The organism is Desulfosoma sp., assembly GCF_052743555.1.
The window spans coordinates 158,413-176,713 of sequence record NZ_JBRAHS010000002.1 but is presented as its reverse complement, the minus strand read 5'-3'; the positions used below and the strand labels follow the sequence as shown (position 1 = coordinate 176,713).

14 protein-coding genes are annotated in these 18,301 nt (G+C 58.2%); 5 read left to right on the top strand and 9 right to left on the bottom strand.

Annotation, left to right across the window (positions count from 1 at the left end; genetic code table 11):
• The first annotated feature begins 10 nt into the window (after positions 1-10).
• Genes ACUVSA_RS02250 through ACUVSA_RS02230 form a run of 5 tightly spaced genes read left to right on the top strand, consistent with a single transcriptional unit; the run spans position 11 to position 7,566 of the window.
• On the top strand, positions 11-2,266 hold the full coding sequence (locus ACUVSA_RS02250; protein ID WP_445893620.1) for a DNA translocase FtsK: 2,256 nt from the start codon (positions 11-13) through the stop codon (positions 2,264-2,266).
• Positions 2,267-2,282: 16 nt separating this feature from the next.
• Positions 2,283-3,032, top strand: a complete 750-nt coding sequence (locus ACUVSA_RS02245; protein WP_445891904.1) for a LolA family protein — start codon at positions 2,283-2,285, stop codon at positions 3,030-3,032.
• A gap of 14 nt (positions 3,033-3,046) precedes the next feature.
• Positions 3,047-3,958 (top strand): quinolinate synthase NadA, encoded by a 912-nt coding sequence (gene nadA / locus ACUVSA_RS02240; protein ID WP_445891905.1) that lies wholly within the window; start codon positions 3,047-3,049, stop codon positions 3,956-3,958.
• Between the two features lie 27 nt (positions 3,959-3,985).
• Positions 3,986-5,011, top strand: coding sequence for a 4-hydroxythreonine-4-phosphate dehydrogenase PdxA (gene pdxA / locus ACUVSA_RS02235; protein ID WP_445893619.1), 1,026 nt, complete (start codon positions 3,986-3,988; stop codon positions 5,009-5,011).
• Positions 5,008-7,566, top strand: a complete 2,559-nt coding sequence (locus ACUVSA_RS02230) for an excinuclease ABC subunit UvrA (RefSeq protein WP_445893618.1) — start codon at positions 5,008-5,010, stop codon at positions 7,564-7,566. Before pdxA ends, ACUVSA_RS02230 begins: the two co-directional genes overlap by 4 nt.
• 62 nt (positions 7,567-7,628) lie before the next feature.
• Here the strand turns inward: ACUVSA_RS02230 and ACUVSA_RS02225 are convergent, their stop codons facing one another.
• The 9 genes from ACUVSA_RS02225 to ACUVSA_RS02185 form a co-directional block, all read right to left on the bottom strand.
• Positions 7,629-8,264, bottom strand: a complete 636-nt coding sequence (locus ACUVSA_RS02225) for a redox-sensing transcriptional repressor Rex (protein ID WP_445893617.1) — start codon at positions 8,262-8,264, stop codon at positions 7,629-7,631.
• A 218-nt stretch (positions 8,265-8,482) separates the two neighbouring features.
• The gene (gene atpE / locus ACUVSA_RS02220; protein WP_445893616.1) at positions 8,483-8,857 is read right to left on the bottom strand and encodes an ATP synthase F0 subunit C; all 375 of its coding nucleotides are present in this window, start codon (positions 8,855-8,857) and stop codon (positions 8,483-8,485) included.
• Positions 8,858-8,928: 71 nt separating this feature from the next.
• Positions 8,929-9,651 carry a F0F1 ATP synthase subunit A gene (gene atpB / locus ACUVSA_RS02215; protein WP_445893170.1) on the bottom strand — a complete coding sequence of 241 codons (723 nt, stop codon included), beginning with the start codon at positions 9,649-9,651 and terminating at the stop codon, positions 8,929-8,931.
• Between the two features lie 3 nt (positions 9,652-9,654).
• Positions 9,655-10,053, bottom strand: coding sequence for an ATP synthase subunit I (locus ACUVSA_RS02210; RefSeq protein WP_445893615.1), 399 nt, complete (start codon positions 10,051-10,053; stop codon positions 9,655-9,657).
• 7 nt (positions 10,054-10,060) lie between these two features.
• Complete coding sequence (locus ACUVSA_RS02205; RefSeq protein ID WP_445893614.1) at positions 10,061-10,294, bottom strand: AtpZ/AtpI family protein; 234 nt, start codon at positions 10,292-10,294, stop codon at positions 10,061-10,063.
• Positions 10,295-10,502: 208 nt separating this feature from the next.
• On the bottom strand, positions 10,503-11,810 hold the full coding sequence (hemL, locus tag ACUVSA_RS02200) for a glutamate-1-semialdehyde 2,1-aminomutase (protein ID WP_445893613.1): 1,308 nt from the start codon (positions 11,808-11,810) through the stop codon (positions 10,503-10,505).
• A 401-nt stretch (positions 11,811-12,211) separates the two neighbouring features.
• On the bottom strand, positions 12,212-13,990 hold the full coding sequence (locus ACUVSA_RS02195) for a chloride channel protein (protein ID WP_445893612.1): 1,779 nt from the start codon (positions 13,988-13,990) through the stop codon (positions 12,212-12,214).
• 156 nt (positions 13,991-14,146) lie between these two features.
• Entirely contained in the window at positions 14,147-15,703 is a 1,557-nt protein-coding gene (locus tag ACUVSA_RS02190) for an Rne/Rng family ribonuclease (RefSeq protein WP_445893178.1), read from the bottom strand.
• A 3-nt stretch (positions 15,704-15,706) separates the two neighbouring features.
• Entirely contained in the window at positions 15,707-18,226 is a 2,520-nt protein-coding gene (locus ACUVSA_RS02185) for a TIGR03960 family B12-binding radical SAM protein (RefSeq protein ID WP_445893611.1), read from the bottom strand.
• Positions 18,227-18,301: the final 75 nt, after the last annotated feature.

Genomic DNA, 18,301 nt, shown 5'->3' with positions numbered 1-18,301 from the left:
GGGGGGTGGCGTGGAGCGCAAGAAGCACGAAGCGTGGGCACTGGCTGTGCTCACCGTAAGCATTCTCATCGCCGCAAGCCTTGTTTCCCACCACCGCACCGACCCCACCTTTTTTGGGTCTTCCGCCGCGGCGCGCGCCACTATGAACCGCGTAGGTGTGCTGGGTGCCCATGTCTCCTGGCTTCTGTTCTTTTTGATCGGCATCGGGGCCTACGCCGTGCCTTTGTTGGGCGTGTGGTGGAGTTGGCGTTTGCTGCGCGGGCTTCCGGTGTTCCCCTACGGGCGCATGCATGTGGTGGGTTTGGCCCTGATGCTCTGGGCGGCCATTACTCTGGCGGCCTTTTACGGTCCTACGGTTTCGATTCTCGGCCAAGACATTTTGGCGGGAGGACAAGTGGGGCGCCTGTCCGCTTCCTTTCTGGCGTCCCGCTTGAACACGCTGGGAGCCGAAGTGCTCTTGGGAGGGCTCCTGCTTATGGGGCTGGTCATGGCCACGCCCTTTACGGTGAGGTCTTTCGGCCGAATAATGTTGCCCATTCCGCGCCTTCTTTTGACGGCTTTCAAAAAGAGTTTGTCGGCACGCGCCGCCGCTTCGACCGATCGTCAACGCCACGTCCCTTCCCCAGGACCCGCGCCGCAACGCGGCGCACGGCGCCCCAAGAGCGCTCCCTCGGCGGAAAACAAAACCAAGGACGGGGCGGAAGAAGGCCTTGTATCCATTCGCTCTGCCGAGGATACCGCCACGATCACCGCACGCAATAAGGTGTCGGCTCCCGCGCCGCGCCCCGCAACAGCCTTAACCCTGCCTCCTGCGGAGCTTTTGGATTTTTATGCAGAGGAAGAGGCCTCCCCGGATCCTCAGCTCCTTCAGCATAAAGCCCGCACACTGGAAGAAAAATTGAAGGATTTCGGCGTGCAGGGGCAGGTGGTGGGCATCAATCCGGGACCCGTTATCACCATGTACGAATACAGCCCTGCGCCGGGTATCAAGATCAGCCGTATTGTCGGCCTTGCCGACGACTTGTCCATGGCTCTCAAGGCAAGCAGCGTGCGCGTGGTCGCCCCCATTCCCGGCAAAGCCGCCATCGGCATTGAAATTCCCAATGAACAACGAGCCATGGTCTCCTTGCGCTCCATTATCGAATCCAGGGCCTTCGCCGCCTCCACGTCTCCCTTGACCATCGCCCTGGGAAAGGACATTACCGGAAACCCCGTGATCACTCAGCTGACCCGCATGCCTCACCTGTTGATCGCCGGAGCCACGGGGACGGGCAAGTCCGTGTGCATCAACGCTATCCTGCTGAGCCTGCTTTACCGGAACACGCCGGAGACATTGCGGTTTCTGTTGATCGATCCCAAACGCATTGAACTGAGCACCTACGAAAACATTCCGCACCTGCTGCACCCGGTGGTCACGGAACCCAAGATGGCCACCCGAGCCCTACGCTGGGCCGTCCAGGAAATGGAATGGCGCTATAAGCTCCTTGCCGACAAGAACGTGCGCAACATTGAATCCTACAATCGTGTCCTGGGAAAGCACGACACGGCGAAAGGCACCTCGACGCCTCCTCGAGAAACGGCCAACGGCAGTGTTCTGGAACGTCATGTGCTCCCTTACATCGTGCTGATTATCGATGAGCTGGCCGACCTCATGATGGTCGCCTCCCGAGAAGTGGAAGAATACATCACGCGACTGGCCCAGATGGCCCGGGCGGCGGGTATTCACTTGATTTTGGCGACGCAAAGGCCTTCGGTGGATGTGTTGACAGGTATCATCAAGGCTAACATTCCGACCCGCATCTCCTTTCAGGTGTCCTCCAAGGTGGATTCCAGAACCGTTTTGGACACTAACGGCGCGGAAACCCTACTGGGTGCCGGCGACATGCTCTTTCTGCCCCCGGGCACGGGAAAATTGCAGCGCATTCAGGGGGCTTTCGTGTCGGATGCCGAAGTCCAGAGGGTCACCGACTTTTGGCGCGAAAGGCTGCCTGAAACGGATCCCATCGCCGGAAGGGTCTCTTTCGCGGACAAAGACAGCGTCTCAGAAACGGTCGAAGAGGCCATGGATGAAAAATACGAGGAGGCTGTCCGCCTTGTAGTGGAAACCCGGCAGGCCTCCATTTCCATGATTCAAAGGCGCCTGCGCATCGGCTACAACCGGGCCGCCCGCATGATCGAAATCATGGAACAGCAGGGTATCGTGAGCCCATCCGATGGAAGCAAGCCCCGGGAGGTTCTGGTTTCCAAGGACTCTTTGGATGCATGAAAGAGAGGGGGGCGCCGTGAAGGTCAGATGGCTGAGCGTGGTTTTGGGGCTTGTCATAATGGCCGTCCTTGTTCTGAACCGAGCTATGTCGCTGGAAGTTTTTGCGGCCGGTGAAGCCGCCGAAGCGGGAGCACCCGAGATCCTCGCCAGGATGGAAAACGCGTACCGTGGTATTGCCGCCTACACGGCCGATTTTACGCAATGGACCACGTCGGTGGCCACGTCGGGAGCCACCACGGAAGCGCGCGGGGTTTTCTACTATCAGAAACCTCAGCGCATGCGCTGGGAATACGACATGCCGGAACGGCAGATTTTCGTCGCGTTGAAAGACACGGCCTGGCTGTATGTTCCCGAAGACCGTCAGATATCCCTCTTTGAGATCAAAGAATTGTTGCAATCGCCCATTATGCGAACGTTTTTTGAGGGAGTGGTGGAGTTGAAAGAAAATTTTCAGGCCACCCTGGACGCGGCCGCCAGCACGGAAGAAACCGCCGTGCTGCGCCTCACGCCCACACGTGAAGATCCCAACGTGCGCGCTTTGCGCGTCTGGGTGGACACCGCCCAATACACCATCGCAGAAATCGAAGCCCTCGATGCTCTGGGCAACATCAACCGCATTCAGTTTCATAACCACAAGCTGGTGCCCAATCTGCCCAAGGAACTCTTCGCCTTCAACCCGGACGATGGGGTTCTTGTGCTCGATTCTTCCGGGCGGAAATTGAATGCCGAAGAGATCGGTGCGCTCAGGCGCCGTCTTGGCGACTAAAGACGGAGACAGGCATGACCCCCAAAAACCTCCTGATCCAAGAAATTCTCGCCCTGAAAAAGGAAAGAAACGCTATTATCTTGGCGCACAACTATCAGCCCGGCATCATTCAGGATCTGGCGGACCTCACGGGAGATTCTTTGGAACTGAGCCGCAAAGCTCAGGAAACCGACGCCGATGTCATTGTTTTTTGCGGTGTGCATTTCATGGCCGAAACAGCAGCCATTCTTAATCCCGAGAAGATCGTGCTTCTGCCCAACCCCGCAGCCGGCTGTCCCATGGCAGACATGATCACGGCGCAGGATGTGCTCCGCATTCGGCGGGAGTTTCCGGGCGTGCCCATTATTACCTATGTGAATTCCTCAGCTGAGGTCAAAGCGGAAAGCACGGTGTGCTGCACGTCGGCCAATGTGAACCGCGTCGTGGCCTCCTTTTCTGAGCAAAACACATTGTATCTGATACCAGACCAAAATCTGGCCCAGTATGCCGCCCGCCATACCGACAAGACCCTCCATTACTGGAAGGGCTATTGCCCGGTGCATCACGGGCTGACAGCGTCCATGGTTGAGAAGGCCAAAGCCGCGCATCCAGAATCCATTTTTCTTGCCCACCCCGAATGCCGGCCGGAAGTGCTGGATTTGGCGGATATCGTCACCAGCACTTCGGGCATGCTGCGGTATGTCCGCGACAGTGCGCACAGCGCCTTTCTTATCGGCACGGAGATCGGAATCTTGCATCCCATGCGCCGGGATAATCCCCACAAGGCCTTTTATGCCGTCTCGGACCGCATGGTGTGCCCGGATATGAAAAGAACCTCTCTGGAGGACGTACTTCGAAGCCTTCAAACCCTTACGCCCCAGGTGCGTGTGGCGGAAGACATTCGGGTCAGAGCGCTGCAGGCCGTGGAGCGGATGCTTTCCATTTGAGGTCAGCTCGTGGATTCCAAAACGACATTGCATCGACCGCGACTGGCCGTGACCATGGGCGATCCCGCCGGCGTGGGCCCGGAGGTGATCGTGAAGGCACTGCAGGACCCGTGGGTCCAAAGGGCATGTCGGCCGGTAATCATCGGCGATGTGACGGCTTTGCACAGGGCCATGGGTCTCTTGAAAGTCAGGCTTCCCTTAAAGGTCATTCAAGAGATCCATGAGATTCCCTCGGACCTGCAGGAAGAGGTGGCCGTCTTATGCCGCACGCCTCTGTCCTTCGACGACATCACCTACGGCCGACCGTCTGCGGCCGCCTGCCGTGAAACCATTCAGTTCATCCGCACCGCCGTGGACATGACCCTGACCGGGCACGCCGACGCTATGGTCACGGGGCCCATTCACAAGGACGCACTGCATCGCCACGGGTTTCCGTTCCCTGGACACACGGAGTTTCTTCAGGACCTCACGGGAGCTTCCCGCGTGGTCATGATGCTTGCCGGGCCCAAGCTGCGCGTGGCCCTGGCAACTATTCACTGTGCTCTGCGCGACGTGCCCGAAGGCATCACGCAGGAAAGCTTGATGGCAACCCTGGAGGTTCTGGCGGAGTCCTTGAAGTGCGATTTCGGCATCTCCAGCCCCCGAATCGCCGTCTCGGGCCTGAACCCCCATGCCGGAGAGGCCGGAAGATTCGGTCGGGAAGAACTGGAGGTGATCGCTCCGGTTGTGAATCATTTTCGCCGCACCCATCCTTGGTGTGACACCTCAGGCCCTTATCCGCCGGATACGGTGTTCTTTCGCGCCTTTGAAGGTCATTTCGATGTCGTCCTGGCCCTGTACCACGACCAAGGCCTCATCCCGCTGAAACTGGTGCACTTCCACGAAGCGGCCAACGTGACCTTGGGACTTCCCATTCTTCGAACCTCCGTGGACCACGGCACAGGGTACGACATTGCCGGAAAGGGCATCGCCCACTGCGGAAGTCTCCTCTACGCCATGCAAACGGCCGTGACCATGGTTCGTCACCGAAAGGCTGAGCGCATCGGGATATGAACACAACCCTTAGCGAGGCTTCTCAGGCGTGGATTCGCATTCGGGGGGCCCGCCATCACAATTTACAGAATCTCGACGTGGACATTCCCAAAGACGCCTTTGTGGTGGTCACCGGGGTCAGCGGGTCGGGAAAGTCCACATTGGTCTTTGACGTGTTGCATGCCGAAACGCAACGGCGCTACCTCAACACCTTTTTGCCGTCTTCCAGCATGGCCCTTTTGCCCACCTTTCGGCGAGAAAAACCCCAAGTGGATTCCATGGAAGGTTTGAGCCCCACCATCGCCGTGGAACAGGGGCGTTTTCCTCCGCAAACCCGCTCCACTGTGGGCACCTTTACCGACATCTACGATTTTTTGAGATTGCTCTTTACACGATTGGGCGTCCCCACATGCCCTTCGTGCCGACGGCCCATTCAATCCTTTACCCTGCGGCAGATGACCGAAGCGATTCTTGAACGTCCCGCAGGGGCCCGCGTCATGCTTGTGGCCCCGCTGGAGCCGGTTCCGGAAAACAAACTGCCCGGGCTTCTGGCGTCTCTGAAAAGAGACGGCTTTATGCGCATTCGCTGGGAAAACCAGGTGTATTCTTTGGATCCTTTGCCCATTTTGCCCCGACGTCCTTGGTATGATCTGGAACTGGTGGTGGACCGTGTGAGTGTGAAGCCGCAGGCCACCGTGCGCCTTGCCGGTTCTTTGGAACTGGCCGCGCGCTACGGCCAAGGGGCCGTGCGCGCCGTGTGGGACTCGGGGGAAACGGTGACCTTTTCTCAACTTCCCGTTTGCGACCAGTGTGGCTATCGAGCGGAAGCGCCCTCTATGGCCCTATTTTCCTTTTTTCACCCCAAAGGCATGTGTCCGCACTGCGAAGGCACAGGCAAGGAACCCAGGCCAAAGTTGAAAAAACCCGTGCGGGAAGAAGAAGAGCCGTTCTGGGCTCAATGCCCCCCCTGCACGGCATGCGGCGGCTCGCGCCTCAACAACCTCGCTCTCTCCGTCCTCATTGCCGGTTATTCCATCGCCGCCGTGAATGCCATGACGGTGACCGAACTGACCCAATGGCTGACCACCCTGAGGCCCCTTCTTCATGAGGAAGAAATCGTGACACGAATCCGCCAGGAAATTCTTCCCCGCTTGAATGCCCTCACAACCCTCGGCCTCGGCTACCTCAGCTTCGATCGCTCCATCGCCTCCCTTTCTTCCGGGGAAACCCAGAGGCTTCGGCTCGCCCAGCAACTGGCCGCACCTTTTTCGGGAGCCGTCTACATCTTCGATGAACCCAGCGTGGGACTTCATCCCCAGGATATGCAGCGGTTGATGGGCGTCCTTCGGGACCTTCGGCGACGAGGGAATACGGTTCTTGTGGTGGAACACGACGTGTCCGTCGTGCAGGCGGCGGACTATGTGGTGGAGCTGGGTCCTGGGGCCGGCCCCGAGGGGGGGCGTCTGATCTTTGCCGGCACGCCGAAAGAACTGGCCCAATGCGCCGGGTCGTCCACCGCCCCATTCCTGCGTTCGCGCGCCGCAGGCACGTCCGGGCTTCGCCGTCCACGAAAAGGCTTAACCCAATTTCTCGAGATCCACGGCGCTAGGGGCCACAACCTGAAAAACATCAGCGCCCGCTTTCCCCTTCGGGCCTTGACCTGCGTCACCGGGGTTTCGGGATCGGGCAAGAGTTCCCTGGTGGTCGAAACCCTCTATCCCGCGCTCTGTCACGCCCTGGGACGCACCACCATGCCGTCCCTGCCTTATGAAACCCTGCGCGGTTTCGAAACACTTCGCCGCGTCCTTCTCATGGACCAGTTTCCCGCAAGGCGACTGCCGAAGTCCGTTCCGGCCACCTACTGCGGTGTCTTTGACCCCCTGCGTTCCCTTTTTGCTGGCTTGCCGGAATCCAAGGCACGCGGCTATAGCCCGGAGCGGTTTTCCTTTAGCAACCCCGGCGGACGATGTGAGTTCTGCCGCGGCGACGGTCGTCTTCGCGTGGAAATGCTTCTTCTTCCCGACTTCTACGTCACATGCCCTCATTGCGAGGGATCCCGCTATGAACCCGAGACCCTCACCGTGCGCTTCAAGGGGCTGTCCATCGCCGATGTGTTGCGCTTAACCGTTTCTGAAGCCGCCACCGTCTTTCGGCACGTGCCGTCCATTCATCGAAAACTGCAGGTCATGGAAGAGGTGGGCTTGGGGTATCTGCCATTGGGCCAGCCGAGCTCGACGCTTTCCGGCGGAGAATCCCAACGGCTGAAACTGGCCAAAGAACTGGCCCGGTCAGCTCCGCAACCTACCCTTTATCTTCTGGACGAACCCACAACGGGACTCCATCCTCAGGATGTGGCCCGTTTGGTCACCTTTTTGGACCGCCTTGTGGCCAAAGGACACACCGTCATTGTCATCGAACACGACCTGCAATTGGTGCGAGCCGCCGACTATGTGGTGGACTTGGGACCTGGGGCAGGCCCAGAGGGCGGCCACATCGTGGCGGAAGGTCCGCTTGATGCGGTGCTGCACCGCTTCGACACGCCCACTTTTCGAGCCCTTCGAGGGAGCACGCCTTGAGGGCCTGCCTTGGAACCGAATGCCTGGAAAAGTCTTGCTGAGGAAGATGCCGTGGGGGGGGTTTAGAAGCTCGCGGACAGGTGGTAGGCGATGCAGTCCAGTTTGATCGTGAAATCCACGTTTTCCACGTGGCAACAATCCGGCACCTGAATCTGTACCGGAGCGAAATTGAGAATGCCATTGATGCCGGCAAGAATGAGCTGGTTGGCCACACTTTGCGCCGCGCTGGCCGGCGTGGCGATGACGCCGATGTGCACATTCCGCTCCCGCACCACGTCTTCCAGTTCGTCCACGTGGTTGACGATCAGCCCGTTAGGTAGCTTTTTCCCCACTTTCTGAGGGTCCACGTCAAAGGCCGCCGTGAAAATGTAGCCGTGTTTCACAAAATTGCCGTGCCGCACCATGGACGATCCGATGTTGCCCAGGCCCACCATGGCCAGGTTCCAGGTGCGGTTGAGTCCTAAAATCTCCTTGATCTGATTGACCAAATTCGCCACATGGTAACCCACACCGCGAACCCCGAATTCGCCGAAGTAGGCCAAGTCCTTACGAATCTGAGCAGGGCTGACGCCGCACTGCTTGGCCAGGCGCTCGGAGGACATGACATCTACATCCTCTTCCAGCAGCTCTTGCAGCGTGCGCAAATAGATGGACAGGCGGTTGATGGCCGCCATGGGGATTTTGGCAAATTTCATCATTGCCCCCTCATCAATCCTTTGGTGCCATGCGGCCTCACGACACACGTCGCGTCAAGACTTGTGCATGAACGCGCCCCGTGCTGTGGTGTTGTGCCCGGCTTCACATGACGTGCGCAAAAAGAAGGCCTCCCCCTTTCGGGCCATGGGCATCGATCTCCTCAGAAAACGCTCGATGCCCTTTGGGTTCAGCCTTCTCGATGGACCTGAAATCTCGCCGTTTAGTGGGCCGCCAGCCCCACAAAACCTTGGATGAGCTTGGAAACCGGGTTGGCGTAGATGAGGATCAAGGCGATGACCAGAGCGTAAATACACAGAGACTCGATCATGGCCAGACCGATCATCATGGTTACGGTGATCTTACCGGAGGCTTCCGGGTTCCGAGCCACGCCTTCCACGGAGCCCTTAATGGCCAGGCCTTGGCCCAGGCCCGTGCCAAAGGCGGCGATGCCGATACCGAAACCGGCGGCCACGGCCGAGTACATGAAGAACCGAAGGCCTTCCGCTTTTTCGGCAGATCCCGCGTCAGCAGCCATGGCCAACGTGGTCAACCCGAGAACCAACAGCGTCGTAAAGAACCCAACTTTCCTAGACATCGATACAACCTCCTTGGATTGAGAATTAAGTTTATGCGGCCTTTCCTCCAACCGAAACCGCCTTGGGAAGCCTAGTGCGCCTCTTCAATGGCGCCCGCAAAGTACATGGAGGACAGCAGGCAAAAGATGAACGCTTGCACAAACCCGGTAAAGAGCCCCAGGAACATGATGGGCAGCGGTGCCAAATACAGCCCGGCCAGGAAGAACAAAATGGCCAGCACCAATTCCTCACCAAAGATGTTTCCGAAAAGACGGATGGACAGGCTGAGCACACGGGCCGTGTGGCCGATGAGTTCGATGGGGAAGATCAGAGGGGTCAGCCACCAGATGGGTCCCATGAAATGCTTAATGTACTTGACCCCATGAAATCGCACGCCGATGACGTGGGTAAAAGTCACCACAATGAGCGCGCAGGCCGCCGTGGTGTTGATGTTGGCGGTGGGCGCAAAAAAGCCGGGAATCATGCCCATGTAATTGCTGAGCAGAATGAAAAAGCCCAGCGTGGCGATGAGCGGAAAAGCAAACCGCCCTTCCTCGCCCGTGATCCCTACCATGAAGTCTTCGATGCCCGTAAGGACCATTTCAAAGAAGTTCTGGCCGCCCGAGGGCACTAATTCCAGGCGACTCACGGCCAGCTTGGCCAAAATGAGCAAAACGGCGGCCACCACCCAGGTGTAGACCACATGGGGTAGAAGCAGCTTTTGCAAAAAGGTGTGAGCCTCATCGGCGCTGTGGACGATGGGAAGTCCCAGCTTCTCCAACAGAATGCTGAGAAACAAGACTGGATGTTCCATACCTTACCTCTCTCCCCTCATGACCATTTTCGCGGCTTCCACTATGGCCACCAGCACGATGCTGACCATCACCACCGACAACCCCGCCAGGAATGCCGGCGGATCCACCCACCCGTAATAGAGCACCGTAAAGACCAAAAACAAGGTGCCCAGAAACCGCAGGTAATACTTGACAAAGAGCACACCCTTGGATGGTGGTTGCTGCGGGTGTCGAAAAGCCCGGCCCAGTTGCCACTTCATCACTTGAAAACTGGCTGTGACCGTCACCGCCCCCACCAGCACGCCCAAAGCCTTTCCCATGGAAAAGAAGACCGCCGCACCCAGCACGGCACAAAAGAGAACAATCACATTCACAAGCTCAATGCGCCGAACCAGCTTTCCATCACTCAGCAGTGTGTTCACGAGCCCCTTACGGTGTGCGCTGATCCTCGCGCTGCTGCCTTCGCATGAAGCGCATGTAGTTGCGAAAGCCAGCGATGATTCCCATGACTAGAAAAACCAACATGAGCCATGGGAAGGTTCCAAAACTGGAATCCAGCCAGTAGCCGATCGCCACGCCGATGAAAATGGCGAAAGCCACCGAAAACCCGAGGGTGCTCGCCAGTCCGACCTGCTTGAGGTATTTTTTTGTCTCTTCTTTCATCGGCCACTTCGTGTAAATTATCACACATTACCTAGCATAGGGCCTAAGCCGAGTCAACGCTATTTTTTCCCGTCGAAGTTTTGCAGTCCATCTTCGCCGAATCCTCGTCCCGGTAGGCCGGTGTCTTGTTTCATCAAGCTGTCGGCTTTCGACGCCATTTTGTCCGACTGCTCCACGGCACGATCAGGACTCTCGGCGTGCACCGCTCCTAACGTCTCCTTTGTGTCATTTTCACCACCCGGAGAGACTCCAAAGCGGCTTCAGCCGTTCGATCCAAGTCTTCCTTTTCATGGGCCGTGCTTACAAAAAAGCTTTCGAACTGAGACGGAGCGATATAGACGCCTCGAGTGAGCATCTCCCTATAAAAGATCGCGTAAGTTGCCGTGTCGGCCTGCAGCGCTGAGGCAAAGTCCAGGACTTCCTTATCGGTGAAAAAGGCGGTGCCCATGGATTCTATGCGGTTGATGGTCACCGGCACATCGGCAATGCGGGCGGCTTCGCGAAGCCCGGCCTCCAGCCTCTCGCCTTTTGTCCTCAACGACTCGTAGATTCCCGGTGCACCGAGCTCCTCAAGCATGGCGAGCCCGGCGGCCATGGCCAGTGGATTCCCCGACAAGGTGCCGGCCTGGTACACATCGCCCAAAGGCGCCACCTTTTCCATGATGTCCCTCCGACCTCCATAGGCCCCCACGGGAAGGCCGCCTCCGATGATTTTTCCAAGGCATGTGAGGTCTGGACGCACCCCGAAGCGTTCCTGGGCTCCCCCGGGAGCCAACCGAAATCCGGTAATGACTTCATCAAAGATGAGCAGGCTGCCGTAGGTGTCGCACAGGCGCCGCAATCCTGGTAGGAACTCAGGCTTGGGAATCACGGTGCCCATGTTCCCCGCCACCGGTTCCACGATGATGCACGCCACTTTTTCTCCATGGGCTTTCATGGCGGCTTCCACAGAAGCCAGGTCATTGTATGGCAACGAGAGAGTATGAGCCACCACCTCCGGCGGCACACCGGGGCTTCCGGGGATTCCCAAGGTCGCCAGTCCGGATCCCCCCTTAACCAGCAGGCAATCGCTATGACCATGATAGCACCCGTCGAACTTGATGATCTTTGATCGCCCGGTGTAGCCTCGAGCCAGACGAATGGCGCTCATGGTAGCCTCCGTGCCCGAATTGACCATGCGCACCATGTCCATGGACGGCACCATGGAAACCACCTTTTCCGCTAGTTCCACTTCCAAGCGGCAGGGAACGCCGTAGGATGTCCCCTGGGTGGCAGCACGTCGCACGGCCTGAACCACCCGAGGATGGGCATGGCCGAGGATCAAAGGGCCCCAGGATCCCACGTAATCCAGGTAGATTCGGCCGTCTTCATCTTCCAAACGGCACCCCGCCGCCCTTTTGACAAAAAAGGGAGAAGCCCCCACGGAACGGCAGGAGCGCACCGGACTGTTCACTCCTCCGGGAATAACCGCCTGAGCCCGCTCAAAGAGCGCCTGCGATACGGTCTTTTGTGTCATGCATACCTCCTTAACTTCAAGGGTTCACGACAGCCGATTTCGAGCGACTTACGGAAACGGCGCTCGATTCCGACCACCCCCCTGGAAGCAGCGCACAAGCCGAAGTCGCCACGTTTCTTGCGCTGCTTCGACGCCCTCGTCAATAGTGAATCTGGTCCGAGAACGGTTCGGCCGCGTCTTATCAGCTTGAGGCCGTCGGAGCGCCGCTCGGCGCGATAAAGCATCCCGACTTGCGCCGCTTCCACGAAAGGAAAAAATTCCAGGAAATGGTGCGTCGTCGAGGAGCGCTCACGGGATTTATCTCGGAGGGACCGCGTCCTCGCGGTCCGCACGTTGCCGGACCCCAATAAATGCCTTTCGTAGGGGCACAAAAACCCTCGGCGGCCTTTTCGAACAGGCGCCTAATCTTCATCACGAAGCCTCTGAATTTCCCGATGGTAGGCCTGCATGAGTTCTTCCAGGCGAAGCATGCCCACAACCCCCAGATCTCTTTCTTCCACGGGAATTTGACCGTAACCCGAGCTGAGAAACTTCATCAGGGCTTCGTAAAGGCTCTCGTCCGGTCGCACACTCACCGGAGGTGAGGCCAATTCTCCAACCACCAGAAGTTCCGCCAGGGAATCTTCAAAGAGGACGGATCGCACATTCTGGAGCGACAAGATGCCCTTGAGATGGAAGCGGTCATCCACCACGGGAAAAAAGGATTCCCGCGTATGGACCATGAACCGTTTGAGTTCCCGGAAGGTCATGTCCTGAGGAAGACTGGTCACAGCCAGGGTCGGGTCGTAGGCGTCCCGCACTTTCACGTCTTCCAGGACGTTCATGACCATGTCCGTGCGATGGGCCGGGGAATGGAATTTGTTGAACACTTGCTTTTCATACAAGGACCAGCCCTGGGAACACAACACGGCGATCACGGACGCAAACATCAAAGGCACCACGAGCCCGTAGCCCCCGGTCATCTCGCAGACCATGAGCAAGGCGCCGATGGGCGCCTTGGCGACGCCGCCGAAAAAGGCACCCATGCCGACCAGGGCAAAAGCGCCGGAATTCCCGACCCATTGAGGAAACAGAGTGCTCGAGATCTGGCCCACAGCGCCTCCCAACATGGCACCGATAAAAAGGGAGGGCCCAAAGACGCCGCCGCTGCCGCCCGAGGAAATGGTGCAGGAGGTGGCCACGATTTTCAGCACGGCAAGGCTGAGCATCAAGGACACGGGCAGGGTGCCCATAAGGGCCTTTTGAATGGTGCCGTATCCGCCGCTCATCACTTCCGGGCGCCAATAGGCGATCATTCCCACCATGAGCCCGCCCACCGGGGGCACCAGGGCCTTCTTCAAAGGAAGCTTTCGAAAGAAATAATCGCGCATGCCGTAAAAGACTTTGACATAGGTGAATCCAAAGGGAACGCACACGAGCCCCAGCACGGCGTGAAGGAGCAGTTCCACGGGATTGGCGAAGTGAATGGGAGGAATGTCAAAAATAGGACGTTGTCCAAAGAGGCTGATGAAGATGGCGTTGGCGATGACGGAAGACATGATGCACAAAATAATGCCTTCCGTTTCAAAATCTTCCCGGTAGAGCACCTCGATGGCCGTCAGGGCCCCTCCTAAGGGCGCTCGAAAAATGGCGCCTAGGCCGGCAGCGCACCCGGCCAGAAGCATCAGGCGCCGCTCCCGCACGTTCATGCGCAACAGGCGCGCCACCCAGGAACCGAAACCCGCACCGATCTGGGCAATGGGCCCTTCGCGCCCTGCACTCCCTCCTGTGGACAAAGTGATGATGGAGGCCAGGCCCTTGATGTAGGGCACGCGCGTTCGAATAATGCCGTTTTTGTTGTGAAAGGCGTCGATGAGGGCATCGGTGCCGTGCCCTTCGGCTTCCGGAGCGTATCGATAGACCAGAAAGCTCGACAGGAGTCCCCCAAACGCGGGCAACACAAGAAGCATCCATCGGCGAAAAACGGGGGAACGTTCCAGGGTGACCAGGTGTTCGCCGCCGGGTTTACTCAAAGGATAGCCCGCCAGGTACTCTAAGAAAAAGTACTTGCCCCATTCCAAAAGAACATAGAAAAGGCAGGCCCCGAGTCCGCTGACCACGCCGATGACCACGCTGTAGACCACATAACGCAGCGTTTTGTTGCGTTCCAGAGCGCCGCGGATTCCGGCCAGTCGACTCACAGTACCCACACCCTCAGACGACCGCACCACCCCGCCGAGGCTCGCTCGAAGCGGGATCCTGTTGGGCAGAGTTCTTCTCGAGGGCTGATGCGCCGTGCGGGTCGCATGGCCAAAGAAAGCATCCACGCCGTGTGGGATTGCAGCCTGTCAAGCCCGTCAGTTTTCTTCCACCGTAATTTCATATTGTTCCATATGGAAAGTGCGTTCCCCCTGAACATGGAAACACGCGTGCAGCGCCTCCTCCAAGCTTTCCAACGCCGCCCGTTCCTCGTCCAGCAGTCTGGCCGCCACGCGAGGATGCACTTGAATGAGCACATTTCGACCAAAGAGGTCTTTTTGTTCCCTTTGAATCTCCCTCAAAATCTCGTAGCACAGTGTCTGGGTGGACTTGAGCTGCCCATGGCCTTCACAGTAAAAGCACGGCTCGCAAAGGGTTCGGCCGATGCTTTCGCGAGTGCGCTTGCGCGTCATCTCGATGAGGCCCAGTTCCGACATGCGCAGAATGTTGGTCTTGCTCTTGTCCTTGCGGACCGCTTCTTTCAGGGCATTGAAGACCTTTTCTCGGTTGGCTTCCTTCTCCATATCGATGAAATCAATAATGATGATGCCCCCGATGTTGCGAAGCCTGAGCTGGCATGCAATTTCTTTGACAGCTTCCAGATTCGTCTTGAGAATGGTTTCTTCCAAGTTGCGTTTGCCCACGTAGCGCCCCGTGTTGACGTCGATGGCCGTAAGAGCTTCCGTGGTTTCAATGACAATGTAGCCTCCGGATTTCAACCACACCTTTTTGCTCAGGGCCCGTTGCACTTCCATTTCGATGCCGTAGGCATCAAAGATGGGTTCGGTGCCTTCGTAGAGCTCGACGCCGTTTTTCAGGGACGGCAAAAAGGTTTCCGTAAACTGCAACACCTTTTTGTATTCCTGAAGATTATCGATGACGAGACGGTCCACTTCCTTAGTGAAAAGATCCCGAACCGCCCTCAGCGTAATGTCCAGATCCCGATAGACCAGGGATGGCACCGGAGCGTTCTCGGAACGGCGCTGAATGTTTTGCCAGAGCTTCAGCAGGAATTCCATTTCCGCTTGAATCTTTTCCGCATCTTCCCCTTCCGCGGCCGTGCGCACGATAAAGCCGCAGTGCGCCGGCTTGATATCCAGGACCAGGTCCCTGAGGCGCTTGCGTTCCTTTTCGTCTTCGATGCGGCGCGACACGCCCACATGGTCCATAAGGGGCATGAGCACCAGGTTACGTCCCGGCAAGGTCACATGGGTGGTGATTCTCGCTCCCTTGCTTCCCAGAGGCTCCTTAGCCACCTGCACCAGAATTTCCTGCCCTTCCCGCAATCTATCCTCAATGGGCACATCCGGTAGTTCCCTGTCGTCCAGCGACGGCTGGGACCCGCAAGCTTCTTCATACGGTTCGGCCTCTGGGCTTTCCTCCCTTTCCGGTAGGGCTTCCTGAAAAATCTGGTCCATTTCCATCAGGGGATGGTGCACGTCGCTGACGTACAAAAAGGCCGCTTTTTCCAAGCCGATGTCCACAAAAGCGGCCTGCATGCCGGGAAGCACCCGCACCACGCGACCTTTGTAAATGTTGCCGGCAATGCCTTCGTCGGAAGCTCTTTCGATGTAGAGCTCCGCCACTTGGCCGTTTTCCACGAGAGCGACCCGCGTTTCGTAAAAGTCGGCATTGATGATCAATTCCGCAGCCATCATCTATTCCTCTAGAGGTGCCACGGAGACCTTGCACAAGCGGCACGCCTTGCATGCGAGGACTCTCTCAGGTACCAAGGCCTCGAGCACGTTTTGAGGTCGAAAGCGGGCTGTGGGCCCTTCCGCAAGTTCCATGGCCACGCTGGTGGCCTCGAGGCGGCGCAAGGCAAGCAACACATCCGAGCAGCGCGCCTCAAGGCATCCTCTTTTGGTTTTCTTGCGCACCACGCGATCCCCACACGCGGCAGAGCGAGTTATCATAGCTTCCACCAGTTCTTCGGTCAAACCGGAAAGACGGTAGGTGACGCGAATGGCGGAAGGCTTGCGGGCTCCATCCTGGGCGCGACGCACTCCAAGAACGTGAAACCCTTCGGGCAAAACCTTATTGAGCCGTTTGGCAATCTCTGGCTCCGCCACGGCTTCTTCCAGCTGAATGTCCGCCTCCTCCGCTTCGCTTTCCATGCCGACGGGAAGAGCTTCGCGAAAGGAAATCTTAGCGTGCGGATGATAGCCCTGGGTGAAGGCCACGGGCAGTCCGGAGCGCCGCACGGCCCTTTCCATGATGCGGTTCGTCTCCAGCTGACCAAAAAAGCGGGCTCGGCCCTTTTTGGCATAGTGCAGCGTATAGGTGAAAAGCCCCTCGCCAGCCCCACGGGGCGGTGGCGCCATGGAGTCCACGGGGGGTGGTGGCGCGTCGTGAAGTCGAGGGGCGACGTGGATGCCGTCACAGGCGCCGCATCCCGAACAGGATTCCCAGCGGCAATCGCCCGTGCGTGTCCCGTTCAAGGCTTTTTGCCATTCGGCCCAGAGGTAGCTCTTGAGCACTCCGGCACTGAGATGATCCCACGGCAAGGGGTCCGAGGCGCCGTAGTGGCGCTGCGCCTCGACATCGGCGCTCAGCCCGCATTCGGCAAAGGCTTCGTCCCAGGCACGCCGCTGAAAATGTTCGTCCCAGGCATCAAACCGGGCCCCTTTGCGCCACGCCGACTCCACGACCTTGGCCAGCCGCCGGTCCCCTCGAGCCAGCGCCGCCTCCATGACGCTCAGATCCGGGCTGTGCCATTTCATGCGAATGCCGGGACGTTTGAGCCGCTCTTTAAGGAACTCCAGCCGACGATCCATTTCCTCTCGCCCGATCTGACCCGTCCACTGAAAGGGGGTCATGGGCTTGGGCACAAAGGTGGACACCGCCACATGCACGGCGGCGCGATAGGGTTTGCCCAACTGCCAGACGCGCAGGCTGAGGCGCACGATTTCTTCGAGGTCTTCCAAAGTTTCTGTAGGAAGCCCCATCATGAAATAGAGTTTGATGCCCTTCCAGCCCAGGCCGTAGGCGTCCCGCACCGTTTGGTACAAGTCTTCTTCCTCGATATTTTTGTTGATGACACTGCGCAGGCGCCCACTGCCCGCTTCAGGGGCCACCGTAAATCCCGTCTTGCGCACGCGGCGAATGCACTCCATGAGTTCCTGGGAGAGGGTGCCCACACGCATGGAAGGAAAAGACAGGGCCACCCGCCGCCGCTCCATGTCCCGCATCACGGTATGAAGAAGCCAACCCAGCTGGCAATAGTCCCCGGTACTCAAGGATAGGAGGGACACCTCTTCAAAGCCTGTTTCCATCACGGCGCGACGCGCCTTTTGCACGAGGACATCCGGACGACGCTCCCGCACGGGACGATAGACAAAACCCGCCTGGCAAAAACGGCAGCCTCGAGTGCACCCTCGAGCAATTTCCAGCCCCAGTCGGTCGTGCACAATTTCTACCAGGGGAACCAAAGGCCGTTCCGGCAAAGGGCTTTGTGCGTCCAAGTCCGAGAGAACCCTCTTTTTCACGTGCGTGTAATCGCCATAGAGAGGATCGACGCCTTCCAGGCGCCCTGAGGCGTCATAATGCGGCGAAAAAAAAGACGGAACGTAAACCCCCTTGATGTGCCGCACCCCTTGAAGAAATTCACGCCGTGTCCCTCGCGACGCTTTCCAGTCGCGGTACGCCTGCGTCAGCTCAGCCAGCACCTCCTCTCCTTCTCCCAGGATGATCAGGTCAAAAAAAGCGGCCACGGGTTCCGGATTGTAAGCGCACGGGCCACCGGCAATGACAAAGGGGCTTGAGGCGTCCCGATCCCGGCTGTGCAACGGAATACCGGCCAGATCCAACATGGTCAAAACATTCGTGTAGCTCAATTCGTACTGAAGGCTGAAGCCCAGAAAATCAAAGTCTTTGAGAGGACGGCGGCTTTCGATGGCAAACAGAGAGGTGCGGGTTTCTCGAAGGCGCTGTTCAAAATCGGGCCATGGAGTGTACACGCGATCCGCCAGAACGCCTTCCATGTCGTTCAAGCCATGGTACAAAAGCTGGATCCCAAGGTGGCTCATGCCCACTTCGTACACATCGGGAAACGCCAAAGCAAAACGAACGTCAGCCTCCTCAAAGCTCTTGCCTCGGGCATGAATCTCCCCGCCGAGATAGCGCCCGGGCCGTTCGATATCTGTGAGAAGCTGGTCCAGGAGACTGTTTGACACCATAGATCTATCCTTTAATAGAGCCGGTCTGAAAACGGGTTTGTCACGTCTTTGGCGGCTCTATTGCATGGGCGCCGC

Excerpts from the sequence above, each read along its gene's own strand:
- ACUVSA_RS02185 (WP_445893611.1), bottom strand. The coding sequence starts at position 18,226 with ATGGTGTCAAACAGTCTCCTGGACCAGCTTCTCACAGATATCGAACGG.
- ACUVSA_RS02205 (WP_445893614.1), bottom strand. The coding sequence starts at position 10,294 with ATGAAAGAAGAGACAAAAAAATACCTCAAGCAGGTCGGACTGGCGAGC.
- ACUVSA_RS02225 (WP_445893617.1), bottom strand. The coding sequence starts at position 8,264 with ATGATGAAATTTGCCAAAATCCCCATGGCGGCCATCAACCGCCTGTCC.
- hemL (WP_445893613.1), bottom strand. The coding sequence starts at position 11,810 with ATGACACAAAAGACCGTATCGCAGGCGCTCTTTGAGCGGGCTCAGGCG.
- nadA (WP_445891905.1), top strand. The coding sequence starts at position 3,047 with ATGACCCCCAAAAACCTCCTGATCCAAGAAATTCTCGCCCTGAAAAAG.
- atpE (WP_445893616.1), bottom strand. The coding sequence starts at position 8,857 with ATGTCTAGGAAAGTTGGGTTCTTTACGACGCTGTTGGTTCTCGGGTTG.
- atpB (WP_445893170.1), bottom strand. The coding sequence starts at position 9,651 with ATGGAACATCCAGTCTTGTTTCTCAGCATTCTGTTGGAGAAGCTGGGA.
- ACUVSA_RS02230 (WP_445893618.1), top strand. The coding sequence starts at position 5,008 with ATGAACACAACCCTTAGCGAGGCTTCTCAGGCGTGGATTCGCATTCGG.
- ACUVSA_RS02190 (WP_445893178.1), bottom strand. The coding sequence starts at position 15,703 with ATGGCTGCGGAATTGATCATCAATGCCGACTTTTACGAAACGCGGGTC.